Annotated in this window: 18 protein-coding genes; 6 read left to right on the top strand and 12 right to left on the bottom strand. The window is 74.9% G+C overall.

Going from position 1 to position 24,244, the window contains the following annotated elements; translation table 11 throughout:
* Nucleotides 1-131: 131 nt before the first annotated feature.
* From ACFYMU_RS03135 to ACFYMU_RS03155, 5 genes are all read right to left on the bottom strand, one after another.
* Entirely contained in the window at nt 132-2,240 is a 2,109-nt protein-coding gene (locus ACFYMU_RS03135) for an SWIM zinc finger family protein (protein ID WP_388367110.1), read from the bottom strand.
* Nucleotides 2,237-5,041, bottom strand: a complete 2,805-nt coding sequence (locus ACFYMU_RS03140) for a DEAD/DEAH box helicase (RefSeq protein WP_388367112.1) — start codon at nt 5,039-5,041, stop codon at nt 2,237-2,239. The genes ACFYMU_RS03135 and ACFYMU_RS03140 overlap by 4 nt, the downstream gene beginning before the upstream one ends.
* Before the next feature lie 336 nt (nt 5,042-5,377).
* The gene (locus tag ACFYMU_RS03145; protein WP_388367114.1) at nt 5,378-5,962 is read right to left on the bottom strand and encodes a sugar kinase; all 585 of its coding nucleotides are present in this window, start codon (nt 5,960-5,962) and stop codon (nt 5,378-5,380) included.
* Entirely contained in the window at nt 5,959-7,104 is a 1,146-nt protein-coding gene (locus ACFYMU_RS03150; RefSeq protein WP_388367116.1) for an ROK family glucokinase, read from the bottom strand. The genes ACFYMU_RS03145 and ACFYMU_RS03150 overlap by 4 nt, the downstream gene beginning before the upstream one ends.
* A gap of 180 nt (nt 7,105-7,284) precedes the next feature.
* On the bottom strand, nt 7,285-8,034 hold the full coding sequence (locus ACFYMU_RS03155) for a GntR family transcriptional regulator (protein ID WP_388367971.1): 750 nt from the start codon (nt 8,032-8,034) through the stop codon (nt 7,285-7,287).
* Between the two features lie 116 nt (nt 8,035-8,150).
* On the opposite strand from ACFYMU_RS03155, the gene ACFYMU_RS03160 reads away from it, so the two are divergent.
* Nucleotides 8,151-9,161 carry a Gfo/Idh/MocA family oxidoreductase gene (locus tag ACFYMU_RS03160; protein ID WP_388367118.1) on the top strand — a complete coding sequence of 337 codons (1,011 nt, stop codon included), beginning with the start codon at nt 8,151-8,153 and terminating at the stop codon, nt 9,159-9,161.
* A 174-nt stretch (nt 9,162-9,335) separates the two neighbouring features.
* On the opposite strand, the gene ACFYMU_RS03165 is transcribed toward ACFYMU_RS03160, so the two are convergent.
* The gene (locus ACFYMU_RS03165) at nt 9,336-10,007 is read right to left on the bottom strand and encodes a response regulator (RefSeq protein ID WP_388367120.1); all 672 of its coding nucleotides are present in this window, start codon (nt 10,005-10,007) and stop codon (nt 9,336-9,338) included.
* A gap of 208 nt (nt 10,008-10,215) precedes the next feature.
* On the opposite strand from ACFYMU_RS03165, the gene ACFYMU_RS03170 reads away from it, so the two are divergent.
* Complete coding sequence (locus ACFYMU_RS03170; protein WP_388367122.1) at nt 10,216-11,244, top strand: aldo/keto reductase; 1,029 nt, start codon at nt 10,216-10,218, stop codon at nt 11,242-11,244.
* Nucleotides 11,245-11,470: 226 nt separating this feature from the next.
* Here the strand turns inward: ACFYMU_RS03170 and ACFYMU_RS03175 are convergent, their stop codons facing one another.
* Complete coding sequence (locus ACFYMU_RS03175) at nt 11,471-12,718, bottom strand: sensor histidine kinase (RefSeq protein WP_388367973.1); 1,248 nt, start codon at nt 12,716-12,718, stop codon at nt 11,471-11,473.
* A 327-nt stretch (nt 12,719-13,045) separates the two neighbouring features.
* On the opposite strand from ACFYMU_RS03175, the gene ACFYMU_RS03180 reads away from it, so the two are divergent.
* Complete coding sequence (locus ACFYMU_RS03180) at nt 13,046-13,252, top strand: hypothetical protein (RefSeq protein WP_388367124.1); 207 nt, start codon at nt 13,046-13,048, stop codon at nt 13,250-13,252.
* 39 nt (nt 13,253-13,291) lie between these two features.
* Here ACFYMU_RS03180 and alc read toward each other — a convergent pair whose 3' ends face one another.
* Nucleotides 13,292-14,461 (bottom strand): allantoicase, encoded by a 1,170-nt coding sequence (gene alc, locus ACFYMU_RS03185; RefSeq protein WP_388367126.1) that lies wholly within the window; start codon nt 14,459-14,461, stop codon nt 13,292-13,294.
* Between the two features lie 53 nt (nt 14,462-14,514).
* On the bottom strand, nt 14,515-15,855 hold the full coding sequence (allB, locus tag ACFYMU_RS03190; RefSeq protein ID WP_388367128.1) for an allantoinase AllB: 1,341 nt from the start codon (nt 15,853-15,855) through the stop codon (nt 14,515-14,517).
* 179 nt (nt 15,856-16,034) lie between these two features.
* On the opposite strand from allB, the gene ACFYMU_RS03195 reads away from it, so the two are divergent.
* Nucleotides 16,035-16,859 (top strand): IclR family transcriptional regulator, encoded by an 825-nt coding sequence (locus ACFYMU_RS03195; protein WP_388367976.1) that lies wholly within the window; start codon nt 16,035-16,037, stop codon nt 16,857-16,859.
* A 119-nt stretch (nt 16,860-16,978) separates the two neighbouring features.
* Here the strand turns inward: ACFYMU_RS03195 and ACFYMU_RS03200 are convergent, their stop codons facing one another.
* Nucleotides 16,979-17,266 carry a DUF5955 family protein gene (locus ACFYMU_RS03200; RefSeq protein ID WP_388367130.1) on the bottom strand — a complete coding sequence of 96 codons (288 nt, stop codon included), beginning with the start codon at nt 17,264-17,266 and terminating at the stop codon, nt 16,979-16,981.
* Between the two features lie 212 nt (nt 17,267-17,478).
* Here ACFYMU_RS03200 and ACFYMU_RS03205 point away from each other — a divergent pair, with 212 nt between their 5' ends.
* Both ACFYMU_RS03205 and aceB read left to right on the top strand, forming a co-directional pair.
* Complete coding sequence (locus ACFYMU_RS03205; RefSeq protein WP_388367132.1) at nt 17,479-18,087, top strand: NTP transferase domain-containing protein; 609 nt, start codon at nt 17,479-17,481, stop codon at nt 18,085-18,087.
* A gap of 194 nt (nt 18,088-18,281) precedes the next feature.
* Nucleotides 18,282-19,904: a malate synthase A gene (aceB, locus tag ACFYMU_RS03210; protein WP_388367134.1), complete on the top strand. Its 1,623-nt coding sequence runs from the start codon at nt 18,282-18,284 to the stop codon at nt 19,902-19,904.
* Between the two features lie 69 nt (nt 19,905-19,973).
* Here aceB and ACFYMU_RS03215 read toward each other — a convergent pair whose 3' ends face one another.
* A complete protein-coding gene (locus ACFYMU_RS03215; RefSeq protein ID WP_388367136.1) occupies nt 19,974-20,927 on the bottom strand; it encodes a HipA family kinase in 954 nt (317 codons plus the stop codon).
* A gap of 119 nt (nt 20,928-21,046) precedes the next feature.
* Nucleotides 21,047-24,097: an NB-ARC domain-containing protein gene (locus ACFYMU_RS03220; protein ID WP_388367138.1), complete on the bottom strand. Its 3,051-nt coding sequence runs from the start codon at nt 24,095-24,097 to the stop codon at nt 21,047-21,049.
* Nucleotides 24,098-24,244: the final 147 nt, after the last annotated feature.

The raw sequence follows: 24,244 nt of genomic DNA on the forward strand, positions 1-24,244 counted from the left end.
CATCCGACCTAAGCAATGCTGGGACTGCGGACCAGGGGCATCAAGGGGCAGAAGAGTCGACTGGCGTGGGCAGGATTACCCATTACCCGAGAGGTCGCCGACTTCTTCTCTCAGCGCCGACATTGAGCCGGTCATATAGGGCCGGTGGCCATACCTCCCGGCACTCCCAGGCCGGTCAGCGCGCCGACCGGATCCGGGTCCGGGGTGCCCCGGGGCCACCAGTCCTCGCGGGCCGGCTCCGATTCGTACGCGTACCAGAGGCCGTTCCGTCCGAGGCGGAGCTGGGCGCGGCCGTCCGGGTGGGTGAGGCGGTTGCGCCACGGGCGGAACGCGGGGACGCCGGCGGCGAGCAGCTGGGGGCGGGCACGGTCGAAGCGGCCCGCCGGCGGATCCCAGGGCTCTTCGAGGACGGCCAGTGCCTCCCGCCCGCCCTGCCGCCATGCGGCGACCGCTCGCGCCAGGTCGGCCGGGGTGCGCGCGGTGGCGGCGGCCAGCGAGGAATAGAGCTCCCGGGTTCCCGCGGTGAGGCCCGAACCGGGGCGGGCGGCGGCGAGCCGTACCGCGTCCTGCCAGAGCGTCAGCCCCGCGACCGGATCGTGCCCGGTGGTCAGCAGCGCGTGCGCACGGGCCGCGGCGTCCGTGGCCAGCTGGTCCAGGGCGAACGGATCCGGACCGCCCGGCACCCCGGGACAGACCGGCGGCTGTTCGGGGTGGGCGGGCGGCGGCAGCGGGGCGGGAAGGGGAGGCAGCGCGCGCCGGGACACGGCGTCACGGGCGCGCACGCCGGGGAGGGGCGCGGGCTTCCGCTGCCGTGCGGCCTCGGCCGCGCGGGCCGCGTTGCGCCGGGACAGCGCGTCGAGCAGCTCGCGCTCGCCCCGGCCGCGCAGCAGGAGGAGCACGAAGGGGTCCTGGTCGAGCAGGTGCGCGGTCTGGTAGCAGACGGCGGCGGCGTGCTTGCAGGGATGCCCGAAGTCGGGGCAGCCGCAGTGCGGTTCGAGGTCGCCGGGTCCGGGGAGCAGCCGCACCCCGCACTCGGCCAGGGACCGCGGCAGCTGTCTGTCCAGCAGCGCCGCGATGTTCCCCGGCCGTTCGGCGGCCGCGTCCAGGAAGCGGTCCCACTCGTCGTCCGAGAACGTCCGCAGCCGCACCTGGACGCGGTAGGGGCGGGGACGGCTCCCCTGTACGTACGCCAGCACGAGCCCCGGCGTGACGGTGACGGCGTCGACGTTGCCCCGCCCCGCGTACGCCCTCCCCCGTGCCAGCCGCGCCGCGTCCAGAGCGCCTTCCTCGAGGGCGGCGACCCAGGCGTCGCCCCACCACGTCCCGGCGAACCGGCCGGCTTCCTTCACCGGCCGCTCCGGGAGGGCCGCGAAGGTGCGCCGAAGCTCGCCGTCACGGCCGGGTGCCGCCATCGACCGCGGACGGCGGGCGGCCGTGGCCGGGCCGGACGGTGCGGGCCGCGGCTCCGGGGCCGGGGCCGGAGGCGGCGGGTCGTGCCGGGGGCGCGGGGACCGGCTGGGTGTCTCGTGCGACGGACGCCCGGGCACGTTCTCGCGCCGCTCGGCGCGGTCGTCCCGGCCGCCGGGGACGGACCGCAGCCGGAAGGCACCGGCGAGGAGCTCCCGTACGTCCCCCGCCCGCTCGCCGCCCGCAGGCGTGGGGGCGTCCCCGCGCCCGCGGGCACCTCTCGGCGTGCCGGACGACCCCGCAGTGCCGGATGCGTCCCGTGCCCCGGCTTCCGTTGCCCCGGCTTCCGTCGTCCGGGCCTCCGCCCGCTCGCGTCCGGCCTCGTGCCGCGCGGCCCGCAGGGCCTCCCGGGCGGCGTCGCCGGGGCGGCCGGCACCCGGGGTCTCACGACGGACCTCGGGCGCGCTCGCCGGAGACTCGTCGCCGGCCTCCGGTGCGCGGACGGCTTCCGCTCCGGCGCCCCGGCCACCGCCGCGTTCCGCGTTCGCCCGCCGCAGGGCCGCACGCGCGGCGTCCCCCGGCCGGGACGCCGGCCCCGCGTCTCCTCCGGGCGAGGCGGCCCGCACGGCGTCCACGTCCACGGCGGCGGGCCGTCCTCCACGTCCTCCCCGGGCCTCGTCGTCGGCCCGCTCCCGCGCGGCCCTCAGCGCGCGACGCACCTCGTCGGCAGGTCGCCCGTCGCCCTCCGGCGGCGTCTCACCACGGGGGCGCGTCCCGCCACCGGGGCGCGTCCCGCCGCCCGTCTCGGGCCGGGCCTCGTCCGGCCCGTTCATCCCCGCCTCCTCAGGGACACCAGGTCCGACAGCTCCCGGTCGGTCAGCTCTGTCAGGGACGCCTCGCCGGAGCCGAGGATCGCGTCGGCCAGGGCGCGCTTGGACTCCAGCATCTCGGCGATGCGGTCCTCCACCGTGCCTTCGGTGATCAGCCGGTGGACCTGGACCGGTTGGGTCTGGCCGATGCGGTACGCGCGGTCCGTGGCCTGTTCCTCCACCGCCGGGTTCCACCAGCGGTCGAAGTGGATGACATGGCCCGCGCGCGTCAGGTTCAGACCCGTGCCCGCGGCCTTCAGGGAGAGGACCAGTACCGGGGTCGTCCCGCTCTGGAAGCGGTCCACCATCCGCTCGCGGTCGGGCACCGGCGTGCCCCCGTGCAGGAGCTCGACGGGCACCGCGCGGGAGGCCAGGTGGGTGGTGATCAGCCGGGCCATGCCGACGTACTGCGTGAAGACGAGTGCCGAGCCGTCCTCGGACAGCAGCGTGTCCACCAGCTCGTCCAGCAGCGCGAGTTTGCCGGACCGGGCGATCAGGCCCGCGGCCGTCGGCGTCTCCTCCTTCAGGAAGAGCGCGGGGTGGTCGCAGATCTGCTTGAGCGAGCCGAGGAGTTTGAGGACCAGGCCCCGGCGGGCGATGCCCTCCGCCGTCTCGATCGCCAGCATCGACTCCCGTACGACCGCCTCGTAGAGCGCGGCCTGCTCACGGGTGAGCGGCACCGGGTGGTCCGTCTCCGTCTTCGGCGGGAGCTCGGGGACGATGCCCGGGTCCGACTTCTTGCGGCGCAGCAGGAAGGGGCGGACCAGGCGGGCGAGCCGGTCCACCGCCTCCGCGTCCTCGCCGTTCTCCACGTCGCGGGCGTGACGGGCGCGGAAGGACTTCAGGGGGCCGAGCAGGCCCGGGGTCGTCCAGTCCAGCAGCGCCCACAGCTCGGAGAGGTTGTTCTCCACGGGGGTGCCGGTGAGGGCCACGCGCGCGGGGGACGGGATGGCGCGCAGGGCCTTCGCCGTCGCCGAGTACGGGTTCTTGACGTGCTGTGCCTCGTCCGCGACGACCATGCCCCACGGCTGTTCGGCCAGGTGCGGGGCCGCCGTCCGCATCGTCCCGTAGGTGGTGAGCACGAAGCCCCCGTCCAGGCCGTCCAGGACGCGGTCCGGGCCGTGGAAGCGGCGGACCGGGACGCCGGGGGCGAACCGGGTGATCTCCCGCTGCCAGTTGCCCAGGAGCGAGGCCGGGCAGACCACCAGGGTCGGCTCCCGGCGTGCCCGGCGCAGATGCAGGGCGATGACGGTGACCGTCTTGCCGAGCCCCATGTCGTCGGCGAGGCAGCCGCCGAGGCCGAGGGAGGTCATCAGGTCCAGCCAGGCCAGGCCCCGCAGTTGGTAGTCCCGCAACCGGGCGGCCAGACCGGGGGGCGGCTGCACCGGGCCGACGCCCTCCGTCAGCCGGTCCCGCAGCGCGGCCAGCGCGCCCACCGGCACCGCCGGCACCGTCTCCCCGTCGACCTCCGCGCTGCCGGTGAGCGCGACAGACAGCGCGTCGACCGGGTCGAGCAGTCCCAACTCGCGCTTGCGGGCCTTGCGGACGAGTGCCGGGTCGACCAGCACCCACCGGTCGCGCAGCCGCACGACCGGGCGGTGAGCCTCCGCCAGGGCGTCCATCTCCGCCTCGGTGAGCGGATCACCACCGAGTGCCAACTGCCAGCGGAACTGGAGCAGTTCCTCGCTCTCGAAGAAGCCCGTGCCGTCGGTCGCCGAGCCCGGTGCGGGCCGTACGACCGCCGCCGCGGTCAGGTCGTGCGCCAGGTCGCGGGGCCAGTGGACCGCGACCCCGGCCGCGCCCAGCCGGGTGGCCGCGACGCCCAGCAGCTCGCCCAGCTCCTCGTCGGACAGGGCCAGTACGTCCGGCACGGGCTGCTCGGAGAGCCGGTCGAGCGGCGGCCAGACCCGTGCGGCGCGCCGCACGGCGAGGGCCGCGTCCACCCGGGCGCGGGGGCCGAACGACATCTCCGCCTCGCCGGCCCACAGCGCCGCTGCGTCGACGACGAGGGTCGGGTCGGCGAGGCTGTGGACCTGCACGATCGCCGCTCCGGCACGGCGGACGCCGTCGCCGTCGTCGAACAGCTGGTGGGCCGCCAGATCCAGCCGCAGCGAGATGCGCACCCCCGCGTCCATGCCCGCCGCGACCTCGGCGGCCCATCCGTACGCCTGCGGCAGGTGCTGCGGCTCGTGCGCGGCGAACGGCCTGCCCCCGGTGTGCGCGGCGGCCGGAGTGCGCGGCAGGGTGTCCGCGACGGCGTCCAGGAAGGACCGTACGAGGGCCTCTGGCTCCGGGAGCATCAGGGGGCCCGTGCCCGGGATCGGGACGGCATGGCCCTCGTACGGCAGGGCCGCGGCGACCGCCCGGAGGTGGGCGATGTCGTCGGGCTCCAGCGGCCCGGCCCGCCAGGCGTCGAACCCTTCGGGGGTGAGCCCCGGCAGCAGCCGCCCCCGCGCCACGAGCCGCAGGGCGTGCAGCGAGGCCGCGCCCCAGCAGGCGGTGGCGGGATGCGCGGCGGGATCCCGCCGGGCCCGGGCGAGCAGCGGCAGGGCCTCGCCCACCGACAGTGACACGGCGGGCACCGTGCTCCTGCGCACGCCGGTGCCGTGCCGTCGCACGACCGTCAGCTCCTCGGCGCCGCCGGACGGCAGTGGCCCGCCCTCCGGGTCCCAGAAGACGACCCGGCCCCGGCGGGGCAGCGGCGCGGGCAGGAACACGGCCGCCAGACGCACCGGCACGGCCTCGTCCACCGCCAGGTCTCCCATACGTCCGGTCACCTCCCGCCGCTTCGTCGCACCAGATGTCTTCGACTGTACGGGCGGGGTCTGACAACCGGCTCCGGTGCGACCGGACGGGCCGGACGGGCCGGACAGGCCGGACAGGCCGGACAGGCCGGACGGGCCGGACGGGCCGGACAGGCCGGACGGGCCGGACAGGCCGGACGGGCCGGACAGGCCGGGCGGACCAGTCGCGCCGCCCAGGCCGGGCGGACCAGTCGCGCCGCCCAGGCCGGGCGGGCCGGTCGCGCCGAGCGGGCCGGTCGCGCCGAGCGGGCCGGTCTGGGCCGGCCGGCCCCGCGCGGGCCGCCGCGTCCTCGGGGATCAGGGGACGGTGCGCGACACGACGTACACCATCGGCCGCCCGGGCTCGGCCCGGTTCACCACGACGTCCAGGGTGGGCGCCGGGTTCTTCTGCCGGTGTGTCAGGCCGAACCAGGGGCCGGGACCCGTGAACGTCCAGTCGGCGATGTCCCGGTCGCGCGTGCCGATGGCGATGTCCCCCTTCTTGAGGGCGGCCGAGGTGGTGTCCAGGCCGCCGAGGAACTCGGAGAGGCCGTCCTCGCTCGTCCTGAACTGCACGTAAAGACGGCTGGTCTTCCAGTTGTTCGTCTCGTAGGACGCGACCAGCCGGCCGTCCATGGGGATGGTCACCTGGTAGAGGCGGCGCTGCACGCGCGAGGGCCAGCCCCAGCTGAGGCCGGTCGCCGAGTACTTCGCCTCCTTGTCCTTGCCACTGTTGCGGCTCTGGTCGGCGGAGATCATCAGGTAGCCGGCCGGCACACCGATGAGCAGCACGATGATCAGCAGGGTCAGCGCCCTGCGGCGGATCATGTGCCTGCGGTCCTCCGGGGGCGGCGAGGACCCGTCGGCCGTGGACGCCGGACGCGGTATCGAGGTGGCGGTCACAGTGACCCCTTCAGGGTGCGGCGGGCCTGCGCGTACCGCTCGTAGCGCTCATGGCGCTCCACGCGGCGCCGGTTGGCGCGCCGGAAACGGCGGGCGACGAGCCGGGCCAGGTCGGCCGCGCCGACCATGCCGGCCTCCGGGCCGAGCTGGGCGCGCGCGATACGGGCCTCGGGGCGGTAGCCGCGGCCGGTGAGGTGGCGCCGGAAGGCGTCCCGGGCGGGCCCGATCAGCAGGTCGTCCGCCGCGCTGACCCCGCCGCCGATCACGAAGCAGGAGGGGTCCAGGGCTGCCGCCAGGTTGGCGATGCCGACACCCAGCCACTGGCCGATGTCCTGGAGCAGTTCCACACACATCGCGTCGCCCTCGCGGGCCAGCTCCGTGATCATCGGCCCGGTGATGTCGGAGATGTTCCCCTTGACGTGCTCGATGATCCCGTACGCCACCGGGGAGTCGGCGGCAGCCAGCTCCCTGGCCTCGCGGACCAGGGCGTTGCCGGAGCTGTACTGCTCCCAGCAGCCGCGGTTGCCGCAGGGGCAGCGGTGACCGCCGGGCACGACCTGCATATGGCCGAACTCGCCGGCGACCCCGAACTTGCCGCGTTTGACCTGGCCGTCTTCGAGGATGGCGCCGCCGATGCCCGTGCCGAGCGTGATCATGACGAGGTGGTCCTCGCCACGGCCGGCGCCGAAGCGCCACTCGGCCCAGGCGGCGGCGTTGGCGTCGTTGTCGACCAGCACGGGGACGGCGAGCCGCCCGGCGAGGCGGTCGCGGAGCGGCTCGTTGCGCCAGGACAGGTGGGGGGCGAACAGGACGCGGTTGCGGTCCGCGTCCACCCAGCCGGCCGCGCCGATGCCGACGGCGTGCACGTCGTGCCGGTCGGAGAGGTCCAGGACCAGCTCGACGATGGTGTCCTCGACGACCTTGGGGCTCTTGGACTTGTCGGGCGTCTCGGTGCGGACCTTCTCCAGGATGTTGCCGTCGGCGTCGACGACACCCGCCATCACCTTCGTGCCGCCGATGTCGATGCCGACCGTGGGAACGCGCGGCGCGGTCAGATGGGAACGGCGCTCGCGCGTGCCGACGGTCCGCAGGACGGTGGCCCGGGCGGAGCCGCGGTGGGTCAAGTCGCGGTAGGTGCTCATCGGGGCCGATTCTGCCTCACGCGGGAGCCCGGTGGGCCGCAGGGGAACGAGGAAAGGGACACGATACCGCGCGGGCCGCGGGTATGCGGGGGGTGGCGCACATCACCGGCGCCCGCTGACGGCGCGGGGCGTGACGCCCCCGTGGGCGGCGCGGAACGTGCGCGTCCCGGCCCCGGCGCGTCAGGAGCGGACGAGCAGCTGGAACTCGAACGAGTAGCGGGAGGCGCGATAGGTGTGGGTGCCGAACTCCACGGCCCGCCCCGTGTCGTCGAACGTGGTGCGCTGCATGGTGAGCAGCGGGGCGCCCTCGGGCTCGCCGAGGCGTTCGCCCTCGGCCCGGGTGGCGGCGCGGGCCCCGATGGACTGCCGGGCGCTGTGCAGCGTGATGCCGGCGGCGCGCATCAGACGGTAGAGGCCGGTCGCCTCCAATTGCTCGCTCGCCAGGTCGAGCAGGCCGGCCGGCAGGTGGTTGCACAGGTAGGCCATCGGCTCGCCGTGCGCGAGGCGCAGCCGCTCGATGCGGTGCACCTCCGCCGCCTCGGGAACGCCGAGCGCGGCGGCGACCTCGGCCGAGGCGGACTCGACGGTGTTGACGAGCACGCGGGTCGCGGGTCGCTGCCCGGCCGCCTCCAGATCGTCGTAGAGGCTGCTGAGCTCCAGCGGGCGCTTGACCTGGCTGTGCACGACCTGGGTGCCGACGCCGCGGCGGCGCACCAGCAGGCCCTTGTCGACGAGGGACTGGATGGCCTGGCGGACGGTGGGCCGGGACAGGCCGAGCCGCCCGGCCAGCTCGATCTCGTTGCCCAGCAGGCTGCCCGGCGTCAGTTCCCCGTGCTCGATCGCGGCCTCCAGCTGCTGCGACAGCTGGAAGTACAGCGGCACCGGACTGCTCCGGTCGACGCTGAGCCGGAGGGCGACGGTCGGATCCACATCTGGTTTGGGCACGGCCCGAGCGTAGCTCCGGTGCCTGATGACGGGAAGTCGTGTAGTCCGGTTGTCCGGACAAATCATTGACAGGGTGGGGGGTGCGCCTCCAGGTTGTTCCCATGCGCATCGGACTCATCGGAGCGGGTCGTATCGGCACCTTCCACGCGACCACGCTCAGCCGCCACCGTGAGGTCGGCTCCCTCATCATCACGGATGTCGACACGCCCCGGGCCCACGCCCTCGCGGACCGTCTCGGCGCGACCGCGGCGCCCGGCGTGGACGAGGTCTTCACCTGGGGCGTGGACGCCGTGGTCGTCACGGCGGCCACCTCGGCCCACGGCGAGCTGATCGGCCGGGCGGCACGTTCCGGGCTCCCGGTGTTCTGCGAGAAGCCCGTCGCGGTCGATCTGCCGGCCACGCTGGCCGCACTGGCCGAGGTCGACGCCGCCGGGACCGTGCTGCAGATGGGCTTCCAGCGCCGCTTCGACAGGGGGTACACGGCCGCGCGGGAGGCCGTGCGCTCCGGCCGGCTGGGGCGGCTGCACACGGTCCGGGCGATGACGGCCGACCAGGCGCCGCCGCCGGCCGCGTACCTCCCGGTCTCCGGGGGGATCTACCGCGACTGCCTCATCCACGACTTCGACATCCTGCGCTGGGTCACCGGCCGTGAGGTCGTCGAGGTGTACGCGACCGGGTCCGACGCCGGCGGGGCGATGTACCGCGAGGCGAACGACGTCGACACGGCGGCGGCCGTGCTCACGCTGGAGAACGGCACCCTGGCCACGGCGACCGCGACCCGCACCAACGGCGCGGGGTACGACGTCCGCATGGAGCTGGCGGGCGAACTGGACACGGTGGCGGTCGGCCTGGACGACCGCACGCCGATCACCTCCACCGAGCCCGCCGGCCCCCCGCCCGCGACCAAGCCGTGGACCGGCTTCCTGGAGCGTTTCGGGCCCGCGTACGAGGCCGAGGTGACGGCCTTCGTCGAGGTGGTGTGCGGTGAGCGCCCCAATCCCTGCGACGGCCACGAGGCCCTCCAGGCCCTGCGTGTCGCGGAGGCCGCCGAACGGTCCCGCCGCGAGCGCCGCCCGGTCAACATCGGGGAGATCGCCGGGGCCCGCGCCTGACCGAAGCCCGTGCCTGACCGAAGCCCGCACTGACCGGGCCCGTCCCGGCCCTCCCCGGTGGTCGTACCGCGACCGCGGCACCGGGCCGGACGGGCCGGACGGGCCGGACGGGCCGGACGGGCCGCTCCTCCCCGGTGGCCGTCACGGCGCCGACTCGACGGACGGTGCGCGCGATCAGCGGCCGTCCCCCTCCACCAGACCCGCGTCGTACACCAGCAGCGCGATCTGCACGCGGTTGTTGAGCCGCAGCTTGGCGAGGATGCGGGAGACGTGGGTCTTGACCGTCGGGACGCTCATGAACAACTGCGCGGCGATCTCCGCGTTCGAGGCACCCCGGCCGACGGCGACGGCGACCTCGCGTTCGCGGTCGTTGAGGGCGGCGACCCGGTCGCGGGCGGTGCCGCGCCGGGTGTCGGGCCCGGCGCCCGCCGCGTGCGCCATCAACTGGCGGGTGACGGCGGGCGACAGGACCGGGTCCCCGGCCGCGACGCGCCGCACCGCGTCCAGGATCTCGGTGGGCGGGGTGTCCTTGAGCACGAATCCGGCGGCGCCCGCGCGCAGCGCCCGCAGCACCTGCTCGTCGGCGTGAAAGGTCGTCAGCAGCACGACCTGGGGGGCGTCCGCGCGGCGGCGGAGCAGTTCGGTGGCCGCGAGCCCGTCGACGGTGGGCATCCGGATGTCCATGAGGACGACGTCCGGGCGGGTGCGGTCGACGAGCCGCTCCACCTCGCTGCCGTCGGCGGCCTCGCCGACGATCTCGATGTCCTCGGCACCGCCCATCATGAAGGAGAGGCCGGCCCGCACCAGGGGGTCGTCGTCGACGAGCAGCAGTCGGATCGCGGTCATGGGCCCTACGGTAATGATCGGTCCGCCGGGCCGGGGACGCGGACGGGCGCCGGCGGGTGCCGGCGGGTGCCGGCGGGTGCCGGCGGGTGCCGGCGGTCCGTGCCGGCGGTCCGTGCCGGCGGTCCGTGCCGGCGGTCCGTGCCGGCGGTCCGTGCCGGCGGTTCGCGCCGGCCGGCTCCACGCGCTCACACGACCCATGGAGGATGCCGTGCGCTACAAGCTGTTAGGACGGACCGGACTGCGCGTCTCCGAACTGTTCCTCGGGGCCATGACCTTCGGTGAGCAGGGCGGGGTCGGGGCGCCCAGGGACGAGTGCGCGCGGATCCTCGACGCGTACGAGGAGGCCGGCGGCAATGTGATCGACACCGCCATCAACTACCGGGGCGGGGAGAGCGAGACGATCGTCGGGGATCTGCTCGCGGGGCGGCGCGACCGGTTCGTCCTCTCCACGAAGTACACCGTCTCGCGCGACGGCAGCGATCCGAACGCCGCGGGCAACCACCGCAAGAACCTGACGCTGTCGCTGGAGACGAGCCTGCGCCGGCTCCGGACCGACTACGTCGACGTCTACTGGGTGCACATCTGGGACCGCAACACCCCGGTGGAGGAGACCCTGCGCGCGCTCGACGACGCCGTGCGGTCCGGGAAGGTGCTGTACACCGGCATCTCGGACGCCCCGGCATGGGTGGTGTCGCGGGCCAACACCCTTGCGGAGTGGCGGGGCTGGACGCCGTTCTCGGCGCTCCAGGTGCCCTACAGCCTGCTCAACCGGGACATCGAGCGCGAACTGCTGCCGATGGCCGAGGCGTTCGGGATGAGCCTGGCCGCCTGGAGCCCGCTGCAGAACGGCATCCTCTCCGGCAAGTACACCCGGCCCGGCGGGGTGGAGCCCGGCACCGCGACCCGACTGCCGGCGGAGGCGATCGGCGAGCGCGAGCGGGCCGTGGCCGAGGCGGTGCAGTCGGTGGCCGACGAACTCGGCGCGACCTGCGCGCAGGTGGCCATCGCCTGGACCATGGCCCGCTCCCCCGCCGTGCACCCCGTCCTCGGCGCCCGCCGCCTGGACCAGCTCACCGACAACCTGGGTGCGGCCGGACTGACGCTGCCCGCCGAGCTGGTGGGCCGGCTGGAGGCGGCGACGGACTTCCGGCCCGGCTTCCCCACGGAGTTCATCGACGACACCTCCACGTGGGTGTACGGGACGGCCGGGCAGCGCGTGGTGCCGCGCACGGCCTGAGCGACGGCCCCCGAGAGCCCTTGCCCGGCCGGGGATCTCCGGTCCGCGGCGGACGAGGCATCCCGGTTTCCGCGGCGGTGCCGACGCTCCCCCGCTCAGCGCCCGCTCGGGCGCCGTCCGCGCGGCGCGTGGACAGTGGGCCACGGACGGGACGCCGGGGTGCCCGGGCCCATGGTGCGGGGAAGCGGGCGACGTCAGCCGGTGACGGTCGGAGGCCCCCAGGCGCTCAGGCCGGCCACGGCAGCCATGCCCGCACCAGGAAGCCGCCGTCGGCCTCGGCGCCGTGGTCGAGGCTGCCGCCGGCGAGGTTCGCGCGTTCGGTGAGGCCGATCAGGCCCTGGCCCGAGCCCGGTACGTGCGGGACCTCCCCGGGCGGTGCCGGGTTGCGCACGGTCACGGTGAGGCCGTCGCCGGGCGCGCCCGCGACCGTCACCGTGACCTCGGCGCCGGGCGCGTGCTTACGGGCGTTGGTCAGGCCCTCCTGGGCGATGCGGTAGGCGGTGCGGCCCACGGAGGCGGTCACGGAAGCGGTGTCGGCGACGCGGTGGTCCAGGAGCACCTTCATGCCGGCCTCCCGCGACTCGGCTACCAGGGAGTCGAGCGCGGCCAGCGTCGGCTGGGGACGGCCCGTGTCGTCCGAGTCGCCGGCCCGCAGCACGCCGATGATCTCCCTGAGGTCCTGCAGCGCCTCGTGGGCGCTCTCCCTGATCACGCCGGCCGCGCGCGCAATCTCCTCCCGGGGCGCGTCCGGGCGGAACTCCAGGGCGCCCGCGTGCACGCTCAGCAGGGTCAGCCGGTGCGCCAGGACGTCGTGCATCTCGCGCGCGATGGCCTCCCGGGCGAGCCGCTGGGCCTGCTCGGCCCGCAGTGCCGCCTCGGTCTCGGCCCGGCGTGCCCGGTCCCGCAGGCTCAGCATGAGCTGCCGCTTGGATCGTACGAACAGGCCCCAGCCGACGACCGTGGCCATGATCAGCCCGGTGACGGCGATGGCGGCGGGATACATCAGGTCCGGATCCGGGCGCAGCCAGAAGACCACCGGCTGGAGCGCAAGCTGGGCACCGCCGAGCCAGGCCGCGTACTTGAACGGCCGGTGCACGGCGACGCTGAACAGGGCGATCATGCACACGCCGCCCGCGGTGTTGGAGACCAGGCCGACCGGGATCATCGCCAGCGCGAGTCCGAGGGGCCGCCGACGGCGCAGCCAGACCGCCGCGCAGGCCAGCACGCCGAGGCCCAGGTCGACGACCACGAGGGCGTGGGGGGTGCGGGGGTCGCTCGTCACCGAGGCCCCGGCGGCGAACGCGGCGATCACGGCCAGCAGGAAGCAGCCGATGTCGACGACCCAGTCCCGCACGGTACGGCGGGGCCGCCGCCCGGCGGCCTCCGGATCCAGCTCGGCGATCACGGCGGAGGGCAGGAACCAGCGTCGCCGGGGCAGGCCGTGGGCCAACGCCGCCTGTTGCGCGGGAGCCAGGGGCAGATGCACCGCCGCCGCGGGGGCCGCGGGCGCGGGGACCGCGGTGCGTCTCGACCACTCCGCCCGGAACAGGCGCAGGCCACGCCGGACGCTCTCCCCGGCCCTCCCGGGGGGTGTCGCCGGACGCGCCGGCTCGTCTCCGCTCACGGTGCGCAATCTATGCGGGAACGGCCGCGGCACCCACCCCGCGGCCGCGATCCGGGACCAAAGTCGCGGCACCGCCGACTTTCGGCGCGACGGCCCCGGGCGGACGAAACTTCCGTCGCGCACGGGTCGCCTCACGGCCGATGGCTGCGGGGGTGCCTGGTTGCGAGGGTGTCCGGCATGAGGAAGATCCTTGGGTGGGCCTGCGTGATCGCGCTGGCGCAGGGCGCCGTCGGTCTGGTGCACGTGCTGGCCGGGTGGGCGGACGGGTTCGGCGTCGTGCAGCGGATCGGTTTCCGGGGCACCGACGAGCTGAGCGTGAGCCTCGGCCTGCTTCTGCTGGCCGTCACGGCCATGGCCGCCCTGAGGGGCCGGGGATCCGGATGACCCGGGCCCGGCCGGCGGAAGGGGCGGTGCGTGCGGCCGTCAGCCGCCCAGCGCCCGATGGCGTGCCCGCAGGCCCGAGGCGCCCTCCGGCGTCAGGGAACCGTACAGGCGCAGCCGGGAGATCCCGCCGTCCGGGAAGATGTCCACGCGCGCGTGCGTGCCGACGGCCGGGGCCGGGAGGACGAAGCGGTGGTTGGTGTCGGGCTGGAGACGGGTGCGCGGCAGGATCTCGCGCCACTCGCCGCCCCCGCCGCCCGCGCCCTCCGCGCCACCCCCGCCGCCGACGCCCTCCGCGCCGTCCGCGCCGTCCTTGACGGAGACCGCCGCCCAGCCGGCCGCGTTCCCCTTCAGGCACGCCGTGTCGATCTCGACGGCCCTGATCCGCGCCTGGGCCACCAGTCGGTAGCGGATCCAGTCGTTGCCCCGGTCGCGGCGGCGGCGTGTCTCCCAGCCTTCGTCCATGGTGCGGGAGCGGCCCGGCAGGATGGTGTTGACGGCGGGCGAGTAGAAGAGGTCCGAGGCGTCCTCGACCTGGCCGCCGTGCTCCAGGGCGACGACGTCGAAGGTGCCCAGCGCCTCCAGCCATGCCGGTTCGGGGGCCACCTCGCCGTGCACGCGCAGCCGCGCAATGCCACCGTCGGGGTGCTGGTTGACGCGCAGGTGGGTGAAGCGCCGCTGCACGGACACGGCGAAGCCGTTCGCCGCGTGACCGCCCACGGGCGTGCGCGGGACCAGGGTCGTCCAGCGTGTGCCGTCCGACAGCAGTTCCCGCGGTGACGGGAAGCCGGGCAGCGACGTGCCTTCCACGGACACCGCCTGCGGGTGGTTGCCCCGGAAGTGGGCCGTGTCGACAACGATGCCCCGGATCACGCCCGGCACGCCGAGGCGTACCAGCGCCCGGTCGTGGTCGTCGGCCGTGGGCCAGGGGTGCTCGGCCGAGGTGCCGCGGCGGCGCCGGGTCTCCCAGCCGTCCATGATCTTGCCCTTGTGCCCGAAGCGCTCGGGATCGAACTCGGCGCGCCCGGGCACGAGGAGGTTCTCGCGCTCCGCGAAGAACTCGTCGTCGGCGGCGACGACCCCGGCGCCGAGCCGACGGTCGGCGAGGTCGGCGTACCCGCCGAAGGGGAAGTCGGCGGTGCGGTAGTCCGCGTAGGGGTCGCCGCCCGCGTACGGGTCGGCGGCGCCGGTGAAGCGGGGAATCGCCGTCACGGTGATCAGGTCTGCCTTTCGCGAGTCGGCCGCCGGGATGCGGGAGGGGACGATCAGTCGGTGCGGCTGAGCAGACGCCCCCTCGGCTCGCTGAACTCGCCGTCCGCCAGAATGCGTTCGCCGCGCAGCCAGGTGGACTTGACGATGCCGTGGAGGGTCCTGCCCGCGTAGGCCGTGACGTGGTTGCGGTGCTGGAGGGCGGCCGGGTCGACGGTGAAGGCGTCGTCCGGGGCGAGCACGGCGAAGTCGGCGTCGCGGCCCGCCTCGATGGCGCCCTTGCGGCTGCCGAGCCCCACGAGCCGTGCCGTGCGCGCCGACATCCAGCGGACCACGTCCACCAGGCCGTGGCCGCGGGTGCGGGCCTCGCTCCAGACCGCCGGCAGGCTCAGCTGCAGACCCGAGATGCCGCCCCAGGCCGTCGCGAAGTCGTCGGTCTTCAGGTCGGCCGTCGACGGGGAGTGGTCGGTGACCACGCAGTCGATCGTGCCGTCCGCCAGCGCCTGCCACAACAGGTCCTGGTTGGCGGCCTCACGGATCGGCGGACAGCATTTGAACTCGCTCGCCCCGTCCGGGACTTCCTCGGCCGTCAGGGTCAGGTAGTGCGGGCAGGTCTCCACCGTGACCGGCACGCCCCGGGCCTTGGCGGCCGCGATCCGGGGCAGCGCGTCACTCGAGGACAGGTGCAGTACGTGCACGCGCGCGTGCAGGCGTTCCGCCTGCTCGACGAGGTGCGCTATGGCGGTGTCCTCGGCGTCGCGGGGCCGTGAGGCGAGGAAGTCGGCGTACTTCGGGCCGCCCCGCTGCGGGGCGGCGGCGAGGCGGTGGGGGTCCTCGGCGTGCACGACGAGCAGCCCGCCGAAACCGGAGATCTCCGCCAGGGAGCGGGCGAGGTGCGCCCGCTCCAGGTGGGGGAACTCGTCGACGCCCGACGGCGACAGGAACGCCTTGAAGCCGAAGACGCCCGCCTCGTGCAGGGGCCTCAGGTCCGCGAGGTTGTCCGGCAGCGCGCCGCCCCAGAAGCCGACGTCGATGTGCGCCCGGCCGGCCGCCGTCTCCCTCTTCGTACGGAGGTGGGCCACCGTCGTGGTCGGCGGGAGGGAGTTGAGCGGCATGTCGATCAGGGTGGTGATGCCGCCGGCCGCCGCCGCGCGGGTGGCGGTCGAGAAGCCCTCCCACTCGGTGCGGCCCGGATCGTTGACGTGCACGTGGGTGTCGACCAGTCCGGGCAGCAGGACGTCGTCGCCGAGGTCCTCCAGGCGGGCTCCGGCGGGTACGCCCGCGTCGTGGGGCAGGACGGCCGTGATGGCGCCCCCGGCGACGGCGACCGACGCCGGGTGCATCCCCCGGGGTGTGATGACGTGTGTCGAGCGCAGCACCAGTTCGACGTCGGGCACCCGGACCCCTCTCTACCGCCGGGCAACAGAATTCAACGTTCTGTTGAAGGAGTCTTCACTCCCCGGCCCGGCGCCGTCAAGGGCACACTTCTCCCCGGGGGCCGAGCCTTGATACGGCAAACACCCTGGATTTTTCCGCTCTACGGAATTAGCATTCCGAAATGCGCTCGAAAGCCGCCATGTCCCGGAAGGAACACACCGTGCCACCGTCGACGTCCAGTGCCAGCGAGGCCACCGCCAAGTCCGCCGCGGGCGGTGGCGTGCAGTCCCTCGCGCGCGCCTTCGACCTGCTGGAGCGGATGGCGGACGCGGGCGGGGAGGTCGGTCTCAGTGAGCTGTCCGTGAGCAGCGGGCTGCCCCTGCCCACGATCCACCGTCTCATGCGCACGCTCGTACTCTGCGGTTACGTCCGCCAGCAGCCCAATCGCCGCTACGCGCTCGGCCCCCGGCTGATCCGGCTCGGGGAGTCCGCGTCCCGACTGCTCGGCACCTGGGCCCGCCCCTGCCTGGCCCGGTTGGTCGAGGAGACCGGCGAGACCGCCAACATGGCGCTGCTCGACGGCGACGAGGTCGTGTACGTGGCGCAGGTGCCGTCCAAGCACTCGATGCGGATGTTCACCGAGGTGGGCCGGCGGGTGCTGCCGCACTCGACGGGCGTGGGCAAGGCGCTGCTCGCGAACGAGTCGCCGGAGCAGGTCCGCGCGCTGCTCGCCCGTACGGGCATGCCCGCCGCGACCGACAAGACGATCACGACTCCCGAGGCGTTCCTCGCCGCCCTGGAGGAGGTGCGCCGGCTCGGGTACGCGGTCGACGACAACGAGCAGGAGATCGGGGTCCGCTGCCTCGCGGTCTCCGTGCCGGACTCCCCGACGGCCGCGGCGATCTCCATCTCGGGCCCGGCGGGCCGGGTCACGGACGCGGCCACGGAGCGGATCGTGCCGGTGCTCCAGGAAGTGGCGGCACAGCTGTCGCAGGCACTGGCCAGCGCCGGACCGGCGGCCTGACCCCGGGGCGACCGGGGCCCGGGGCAACCCGGGCCCGCCCCGGAAGCCGGGACGGGTGGCCGGCGACCCCGGTGGCCGGGTGACACGCCCGTGCCCCGCGCCGCCGACGGTCCGCGTGCTCAGCCCCGCCGCGGCTCTCCGAACAGCTCCACCGCGCTGCGAACGTCCGCCAGGCTCCCGGCCAGCGCGCTGACCGAGCCGATCGCGCCCGCGATCAGCAGCAGGGAACGACGCAGGCGCGGGATCTCGGGAGCACCGCCCGCGGCCATCGCGGCGAGCGTGGCGAGTTCGTCCTCGGCGACCGCCCGGTCCGGGAACTCCGCGGGATGCGCGGCCAGTTCACGACGCAGGCGGGACACCGCGGTCCGCAGCCCCGTCACCCTCGGATCCTCGTCACTGCCGGTCACCGGCCTCTGCCCCAAGCTCCGCAACACAGCTCTCCCCCCTCGCACCCCCTTGGTGCGCATGGCGTCGGCATGTCGCCGTGTCCGCCGGCACTGATCGGGCGCCGGGGACGCGGGTCAGTAAACGCCACCGGGAGCGCCGGACGCCAGCGCGCGGACCGAAATTCAGTCCATGGGTACCGTGCGGGCGACTCGGAGTCAGGTATGCAGAACGTATGACTGGCAAGGGAAGCAACGGAGGCGAGGTCGCCGGACTGCTCCTCGCGGCCGGCGCGGGGCGACGGCTCGGCGGACGGCCCAAGGCGCTGCTGCGGCATCGGGGACGACCGCTCGTGGAGCACGCGGTGGGGGTCCTGCGGGCGGGCGGGTGCGGTCGCGTCCATGTGGTGCTGGGGGCGGCGGCGGCCGAGATCCGGGAGCGGGCGGACCTTTCCGGCTGCGTCGTCGTGGACAACCCGGACTGGCGGCAGGGCATGGGCTCCTCGCTGCGGGCCGGTCTCGACTCGCTCGCCGGGACGGGGGCGCGAGGGGCCCTGGTCTCGCTCGTCGACCAGCCCGGCATCGGCCCGGAGGCGGTGGCCCGGGTGCTGGCCGCGTACCGGGGCGAAGGGTCTGTGGTGTCGGCCGCGTACGAGGGCGTGCGCGGGCATCCGGTCCTGTTCGGCGCCGCCCACTGGGCCGGCATCGCGGCGACCGCCACCGGGGACCGCGGGGCGCGGGCCTATCTGGCGGCGCACGAGAACGCCATCACGCTCGTCGAGTGCGGGGATGTGGCGCGGGCGTACGACATCGACACGGCGGCCGACCTGATCCACCTCGAGTGAGCGGGACGGCCGGGCGACCCCGTGTCTCGACGGGAAGCATCTCGATGTCAACACATCATTGAGCTTCCACCATGAGGAAACTAGTATCCATTGATCAGAAGCACCGGACTCGTACCGCGGCAGGAAGCCGCGTCCGGGGCGCCGCCCCGTGCCGCGGCGTCCCCACGTCAGCTCGTCGAAGGAAGGGACCGTTCATGTCCGCACCAGCGCCGTCCCCGGCGGTCGTCGTCGACGCCGGGCCCCTGCCCCGGCAGGACGAGGTCCTCACCGACGCGGCCCTCGCCTTCGTCGCCGAGCTGCACCGCAGGTTCACGCCCCGGCGCGACGAACTCCTCGCCCGGCGGGCCGAGCGCCGCGCCGAGATCGCCCGTACCGCCACGCTCGACTTCCTTCCCGGGACCGCCGCGATCCGCGAGGACGACTCCTGGCGCGTGGCCCCGGCACCTCGGGCCCTGGACGACCGGCGCGTCGAGATCACCGGCCCCACCGACCGCAAGATGACCGTCAACGCCCTCAACTCCGGCGCCCGGGTGTGGCTCGCGGACTTCGAGGACGCCTCGTCGCCCACCTGGGAGAACGTGGTCCTCGGCCAGCTCAACCTGATCGACGCCTATACCCGGAACATCGACTTCACCGACCCCGCGAGCGGCAAGTCGTACGCCCTGCGCCCGGACGCGGAACTGGCGACGGTCGTCATGCGGCCGCGCGGCTGGCACCTGAACGAGCGTCATCTCCGGGTGGACGGAGAGCAGGTGCCGGGCGCCCTCGTGGACTTCGGCCTGTACTTCCTCCACAACGCCCGGCGCCTGCTCGACGCCGGCAAGGGCCCGTACTTCTACCTCCCGAAGACGGAGTCGCACCTGGAGGCCCGGCTCTGGAACGACGTGTTCGTCTTCGCCCAGAACCACGTCGGCATCCCGCAGGGCACCGTCCGCGCCACCGTCCTCATCGAGACGATCACCGCCGCCTACGAGATGGAGGAGATCCTCTACGAACTCCGCGACCACGCCTCGGGGTTGAACGCGGGCCGGTGGGACTACCTGTTCTCCATCGTGAAGAACTTCCGTGACGGCGGGCCCAGGTTCGTACTGCCCGACCGCAACGCGGTCACGATGACGGCCCCGTTCATGCGGGCGTACACCGAACTCCTGGTCCGCACCTGCCACAAGCGCGGCGCCCACGCGATCGGCGGCATGGCGGCGTTCATCCCGTCGCGCAGGAACCCGGAGGTCAACCGGGTCGCGTTCGAGAAGGTCCGCGCCGACAAGGACCGGGAGGCGAACGACGGCTTCGACGGCTCCTGGGTCGCCCATCCCGACCTGGTGCCCCTCGCGACGGAGTCCTTCGACCGGGTCCTCGGCGACCGGCCGAACCAGAAGGACCGGCTGCGCGAGGACGTCCACGTCGAGGCGGCCGACCTGATCGCCGTCGACTCCCTCGACGCCCGGCCGACGTACGCGGGCCTGGTCAACGCCGTCCAGGTCGGCATCCGTTACATCGAGGCGTGGTTGCGCGGCCTCGGCGCGGTCGCCATCTTCGACCTCATGGAGGACGCCGCCACCGCGGAGATCTCCCGCTCGCAGATCTGGCAGTGGATCAACGCGGGTGTCGAGTTCGAGAACGGCGAGAAGGCCACCCCCGAGCTGGCCCGCAGGATCGCCGCCGAGGAGCTGAGCGCCATCAGGTCCGAGACCGGCGAGGACGCCTTCGCGGCCGGCCACTGGCAGCAGGCCCACGACCTGCTGCTGAAGGTCGCCCTGGACGAGGACTACGCCGACTTCCTGACGCTGCCCGCCTACGAGCAGCTGACCGGCTGACCCCCGGCCGCACCGCGCCGCCCTCTGCCGGCGGCCCCGGGGCGCACCCGGGGCCGCCGGCGTCCGCCGTCATCCCAGGTGCGCCGACCAGTCTTGTTCCGCCGCCGGCCTGCCCTGCAGGTCCGGGACCTGTTTGAGCCAGTCCGGCCTGCCCTGCCGGGTCCTCACCGTGCGCAGGGCCTGCTCGGCGGCGAGTTCCTCCCGGGTGGGGAAACCGGTGGGCAGCCATGCCCCGGACGCCTTCACCCGGGCCAGGAGGTAGCTCACGTACGCGTCGCGCACCTGACCCGGCGTCGCGGCATCGGACGTCCCGGTCAGCCAGGCGTCCGGTACCAGCCCGGTGACCTCGCGCAGCAGTTCCTCGGTCACCCTCGGCGCGAGCTCGGCGTCGGCGGCCCGGGTGTCGGGGGTGAGCGGGGTATCCCCTGCTCGAGCGGAGCCGAGAGCTTGGGGGCGGCCCAGGGCGTGGTGGCGGAAGTCGTACGCCTTGTCCGGTGCGGAGGCGTCCCAGCGGTGATGGAAGACCAGGGCGGCGCCGTGGTCGATCAGCCACAGCCGTGGGGGTGCCGTGCCGAAGGTGGGCCAGACCATGAGGTTCGAGCTGTGGACCGTGCGGTCGACGTTCACGGTCAGGGCGTCGAGCCACACGATCCTGCCCGCCTCCAGCGGATCGACGGGGAAGTCCCGGGCGACCTCGGGGGTGAAGTCCCGCGCGCCCGGCAGGTAGTCCATGCCGAGGTTGAGGCCGGGGCTGGCGGCCAGGAGGTCGCGCACCTCCTGGTGCGGTTCGTGCGCGCCGATCGCCGGATCGAAATGGACGAGGACCAGCTCGGGCACGCGCAGCCCGAGCCGGCGCGCCAGCTCCCCCACGATCACCTCGGCGACCAGCGCCTTCAGACCCTGCGCCGAGCCGGTGAACTTCACCACGTACGTGCCCAGGTCGTCGGCCTCGACGACTCCGGGGACGGAGCCGCCCGACCGCAGGGGTTCGAGGTAGCGGGTCGCAGTGACCTTCCTCAGCATTGTCCAGGCTCCGCAAGTCGTGTGCCGTGCGATTCGTGTGCCGTGCGATGGGTGACCGAGCGTAACAGTCGGCGGGAGGCGCGGCCGGGCGACGGCGGCGCCTCGGGCGGGCTCGGCGGTCATCGTGGGGAGGACGCCCGGTCGCGGCAGCGCGCCAGCGCCTGCGCCACCTCGCGGGTGCGGGAGTGGTCGCCGCCCTGGACGCGGATCATGTCGGCCAGCAGGGCGGTGAGCAGGGCGGTCGCTCCCTCACGGTCGCCGGAGAGCTCCAGAAGCTCCGCCCGCTGCTGCCGGGTCCGCAGGGCGCGCGGATGCTCGGCGCCCAGCACCCGGTCCACCAGGGGCTGCAGGCGGGCCAGGTCGGCCACGGCGGCGGCCGGATCACCGGCCAGTCCGCGCCAGAAGGCCAGGTTGACGCGGTACGTCACGGTCGTGGGATGGTCGGAGCCGAGTGCGCGCTCCGCGTCCTGCGCCGCGATGGCGAACTCCTCGACCGCGTGGTCGCGATCGCCCGCGAGTCCCCGCCAGTACGCGAGATTGTGCCGGACGATCAGGGTGTCCCGGTGGAGCCGGCCCAGGACGGCCTCCAGCCCCGACACGGCCCGGACGTGCATCTCGACCGCCGCGGCCGGGTCGCCCGCCTCACCGGACCACCGGCCCAGGTCGGCAAGGGTCCTCAGAGTGAGGGCGTGCCCGGGGCCCAGGCGCCGCTCCAGGGCGGCGACGAGCGCGGCGCAGGCGTCCCGGGCGCCGGCGGGGTCCCCCGTCAGGCCGCGGGAGAGAGCCGCGTAGCCCTGTGCCTCGGTCACCAGGGCATGGTCCGTGCCGAGCACTTCGGACGTCTGCCCGACGAGTTCGGTGAGGGGGGCCAGAGCGGCCGCCACGGCGCCCGCTTCCATCTGGAAGCGCGCCTCCTGGATCCGGATCGCCAGGGTGTCGGGGTCCGTGGCACCCAGGATCCGCTCGGCTTCCCGCCGGATGTCCCGCAGGGACGCGTGCGCCGCGACCGCCTCCCCCAACTCACCGACGGCCAGGGCGATCTGGCACCGCAGCATCAGCACGTCGCGATGCCCGTCCCCGAGCCGGGCCCGCACCTGCCCCAGCAGCTCCCGGCCGATGTCCCGCGCGGCACCGTCGCGGCCGAGTCCGGCCAGATAGGGCCCGATGCGGCGCAGGACGGGATGCATGCGCCCGTCCCGGAGCAGGTCGGCGGCCGCCGTCCGGCGCAGGACTTCGACGCTGCGGTACAGGGCCGCCTCGGTCTCCGGCCGGTGCTCGGACTCCGCCGTGGACGACCAGAGCTCCTCCAGGGCGTCGGCGGCGGCCGTGGCGAGGAGGGGGCGGGCCTGCTGCGGCACGGTCTCGCGAGCCGCGCGCTGCACCAGTGCGTGCACCTCGACCGAGGCGGGGGCCGGGACGACGTCGTGCGTGACGAGACTGAGCCGGTGCAGCGCGCGCAACGACAGGAGGACGGCCCGCTCGGCGAGCCGGTCGGGGGCGCCGTCCGGGGCGTTCCGGCGATCAGCGTCGTCCCGGTGGTCCGGGGCGACGCGGCCGCCCGCCGCGTCCCGACGGTCCGGGGCGCCCCGACGGTCCCCGTCGCCCCGGCGGTCCAGGGCGTCGCGGCGGTCCACGGCGTCCCGGTGGTCCGGGGCGTCGCGGTGGTCCGGGGCGTCGCCGTCCACTGCGTCCCCGCAGTCCCCGTCGCCCCGGCGGTCCAGGGCGTCGCGGCGGTCCACGGCGTCCCGGTGGTCCGGGGCGTCGCGGCCGCCCACGGCGCCCCCGCGGTCCCCGTCGCCCCGGCGGTCCACGGCGACGCGGCCGTCCACGGCGACGCGGCCGTCCACGGCGACGCGGCCGTCCACGGCGACGCGGCCGTCCACGGCGTCCCGGGCGGCCCGGGTGGCCGCCCGCCCGTTGATCCAGCGGCGGGCCGCCGTGGTGTGCAGCACCGCCTCCGGGACACCGTCCGGCGCGAGCATCGACAGCAGTTCGAGGACCGCCCTGGCGCTCCCGGCGGGAGCGAGGACCTCCGCCCGCTCCAGGGCGAGTTGGAAGGCGTTCGCCACGGTGCCGCCGTGCTCGTCGGCCGGGGACGTCGCCGGCAGCAGGTCGGACAGCGTCTCCCGCTGGTCCTCCAGCAGCCGGCGGTACGAGGCGAGGCTCATGCCGGTGTCGATGAGGAACGCCGCGGCCTGGGAGAGCGCGAGCGGGAAGTGACCGAGCGCCTGCGCCAGGGCGCCGAGTTCCCGGTCCCCGCCCTGCCCCTGCGGGAGCCGGGCGCGCAGGTAGTCGACCGACTCCCCCGGGGTGAACGTCCCCACCTGTACCAGCCGGGAGGACGGCCGGATCACCGCCGCGTCCCGCCGACGCGTGGTCAGCAGGCTCCTGCCGTGCTCCCCGGCCGGCCGCAGACCCCCGAGGTCGGCCGGATCGACCACGTCGTCCAGGACAACGAGCCAGGTCCGCGCCGTCGTGCGCAGCCACGCGACGAACAGGTCGGCCTGGGCCTCGTCGTCCCAGCCGCGCCCGCCGTCCTCACCGGAGACGACGCGCCACGCGCGCGCGTACGCGGTGAGCACGGACTGGCGGGAGGCCGCGGGCACCCACACCCGTACCCCGCCCGGCCGCCGGAACCGGTGGAAGGCGGCGGCGGCGAGCTGCGACTTGCCCACGCCGCCGGCCCCGGTGAGGACGACCTCCCGTACCGCCTCGTCGCTCAGCGCCGCGTCGATGGCACGGGACAGGGGCGCGCGCTCCCGCAGCGAGGCCGCGTCGCTCGGCGGCCGGCCGACGACCACGTCCCGCGGGGTGCCTTCGACGGCCGGGGCAGGACCGGGGGCCGCGGCGGCACGGTCCTCGTACGCCGCCCGCCACAACCGCTCCCAGTCCGCAAGGGACAGCCGGCTGTCGGGGGCGCCGGCGGCCGACTCCACGGCGCGCACGACCGCCAGTACGGCATGGACGTCACGCGGGACCGACCGTCCGTTCAGCCACTCGCCCAGACGGCGGGCGTTCACGCTGACCCGGCGCCCGGACGGCAGTGCCGTACGGCTCGCCCGCCTGGCCAGCATCTCGTCGGAGCAGTCAGGCAGTTGACGCCGCAGCCGCCTCAACTCGGCACTGAACGCCGCTCTCGGCGGCGGCGCTGCGGGCTCCGGCTCCTCCACCTTGCCAACTCTAGTCCGGCTCAAGGACATTGGGGCTTGCCGGTGCCCCGGTCCGGGCCGGTCCGGGGGCTTCCCTCGCTCCGCCCGGCCCGGCCCGACCTGCGCCGATGCCGTTCGGCCGCGTCGGCGCCCGCCGGGACGGCGGGG

The sequence above is a fragment of the Streptomyces sp. NPDC007264 genome, assembly GCF_042869095.1.
In the GTDB taxonomy this organism is placed as follows: domain Bacteria; phylum Actinomycetota; class Actinomycetes; order Streptomycetales; family Streptomycetaceae; genus Streptomyces.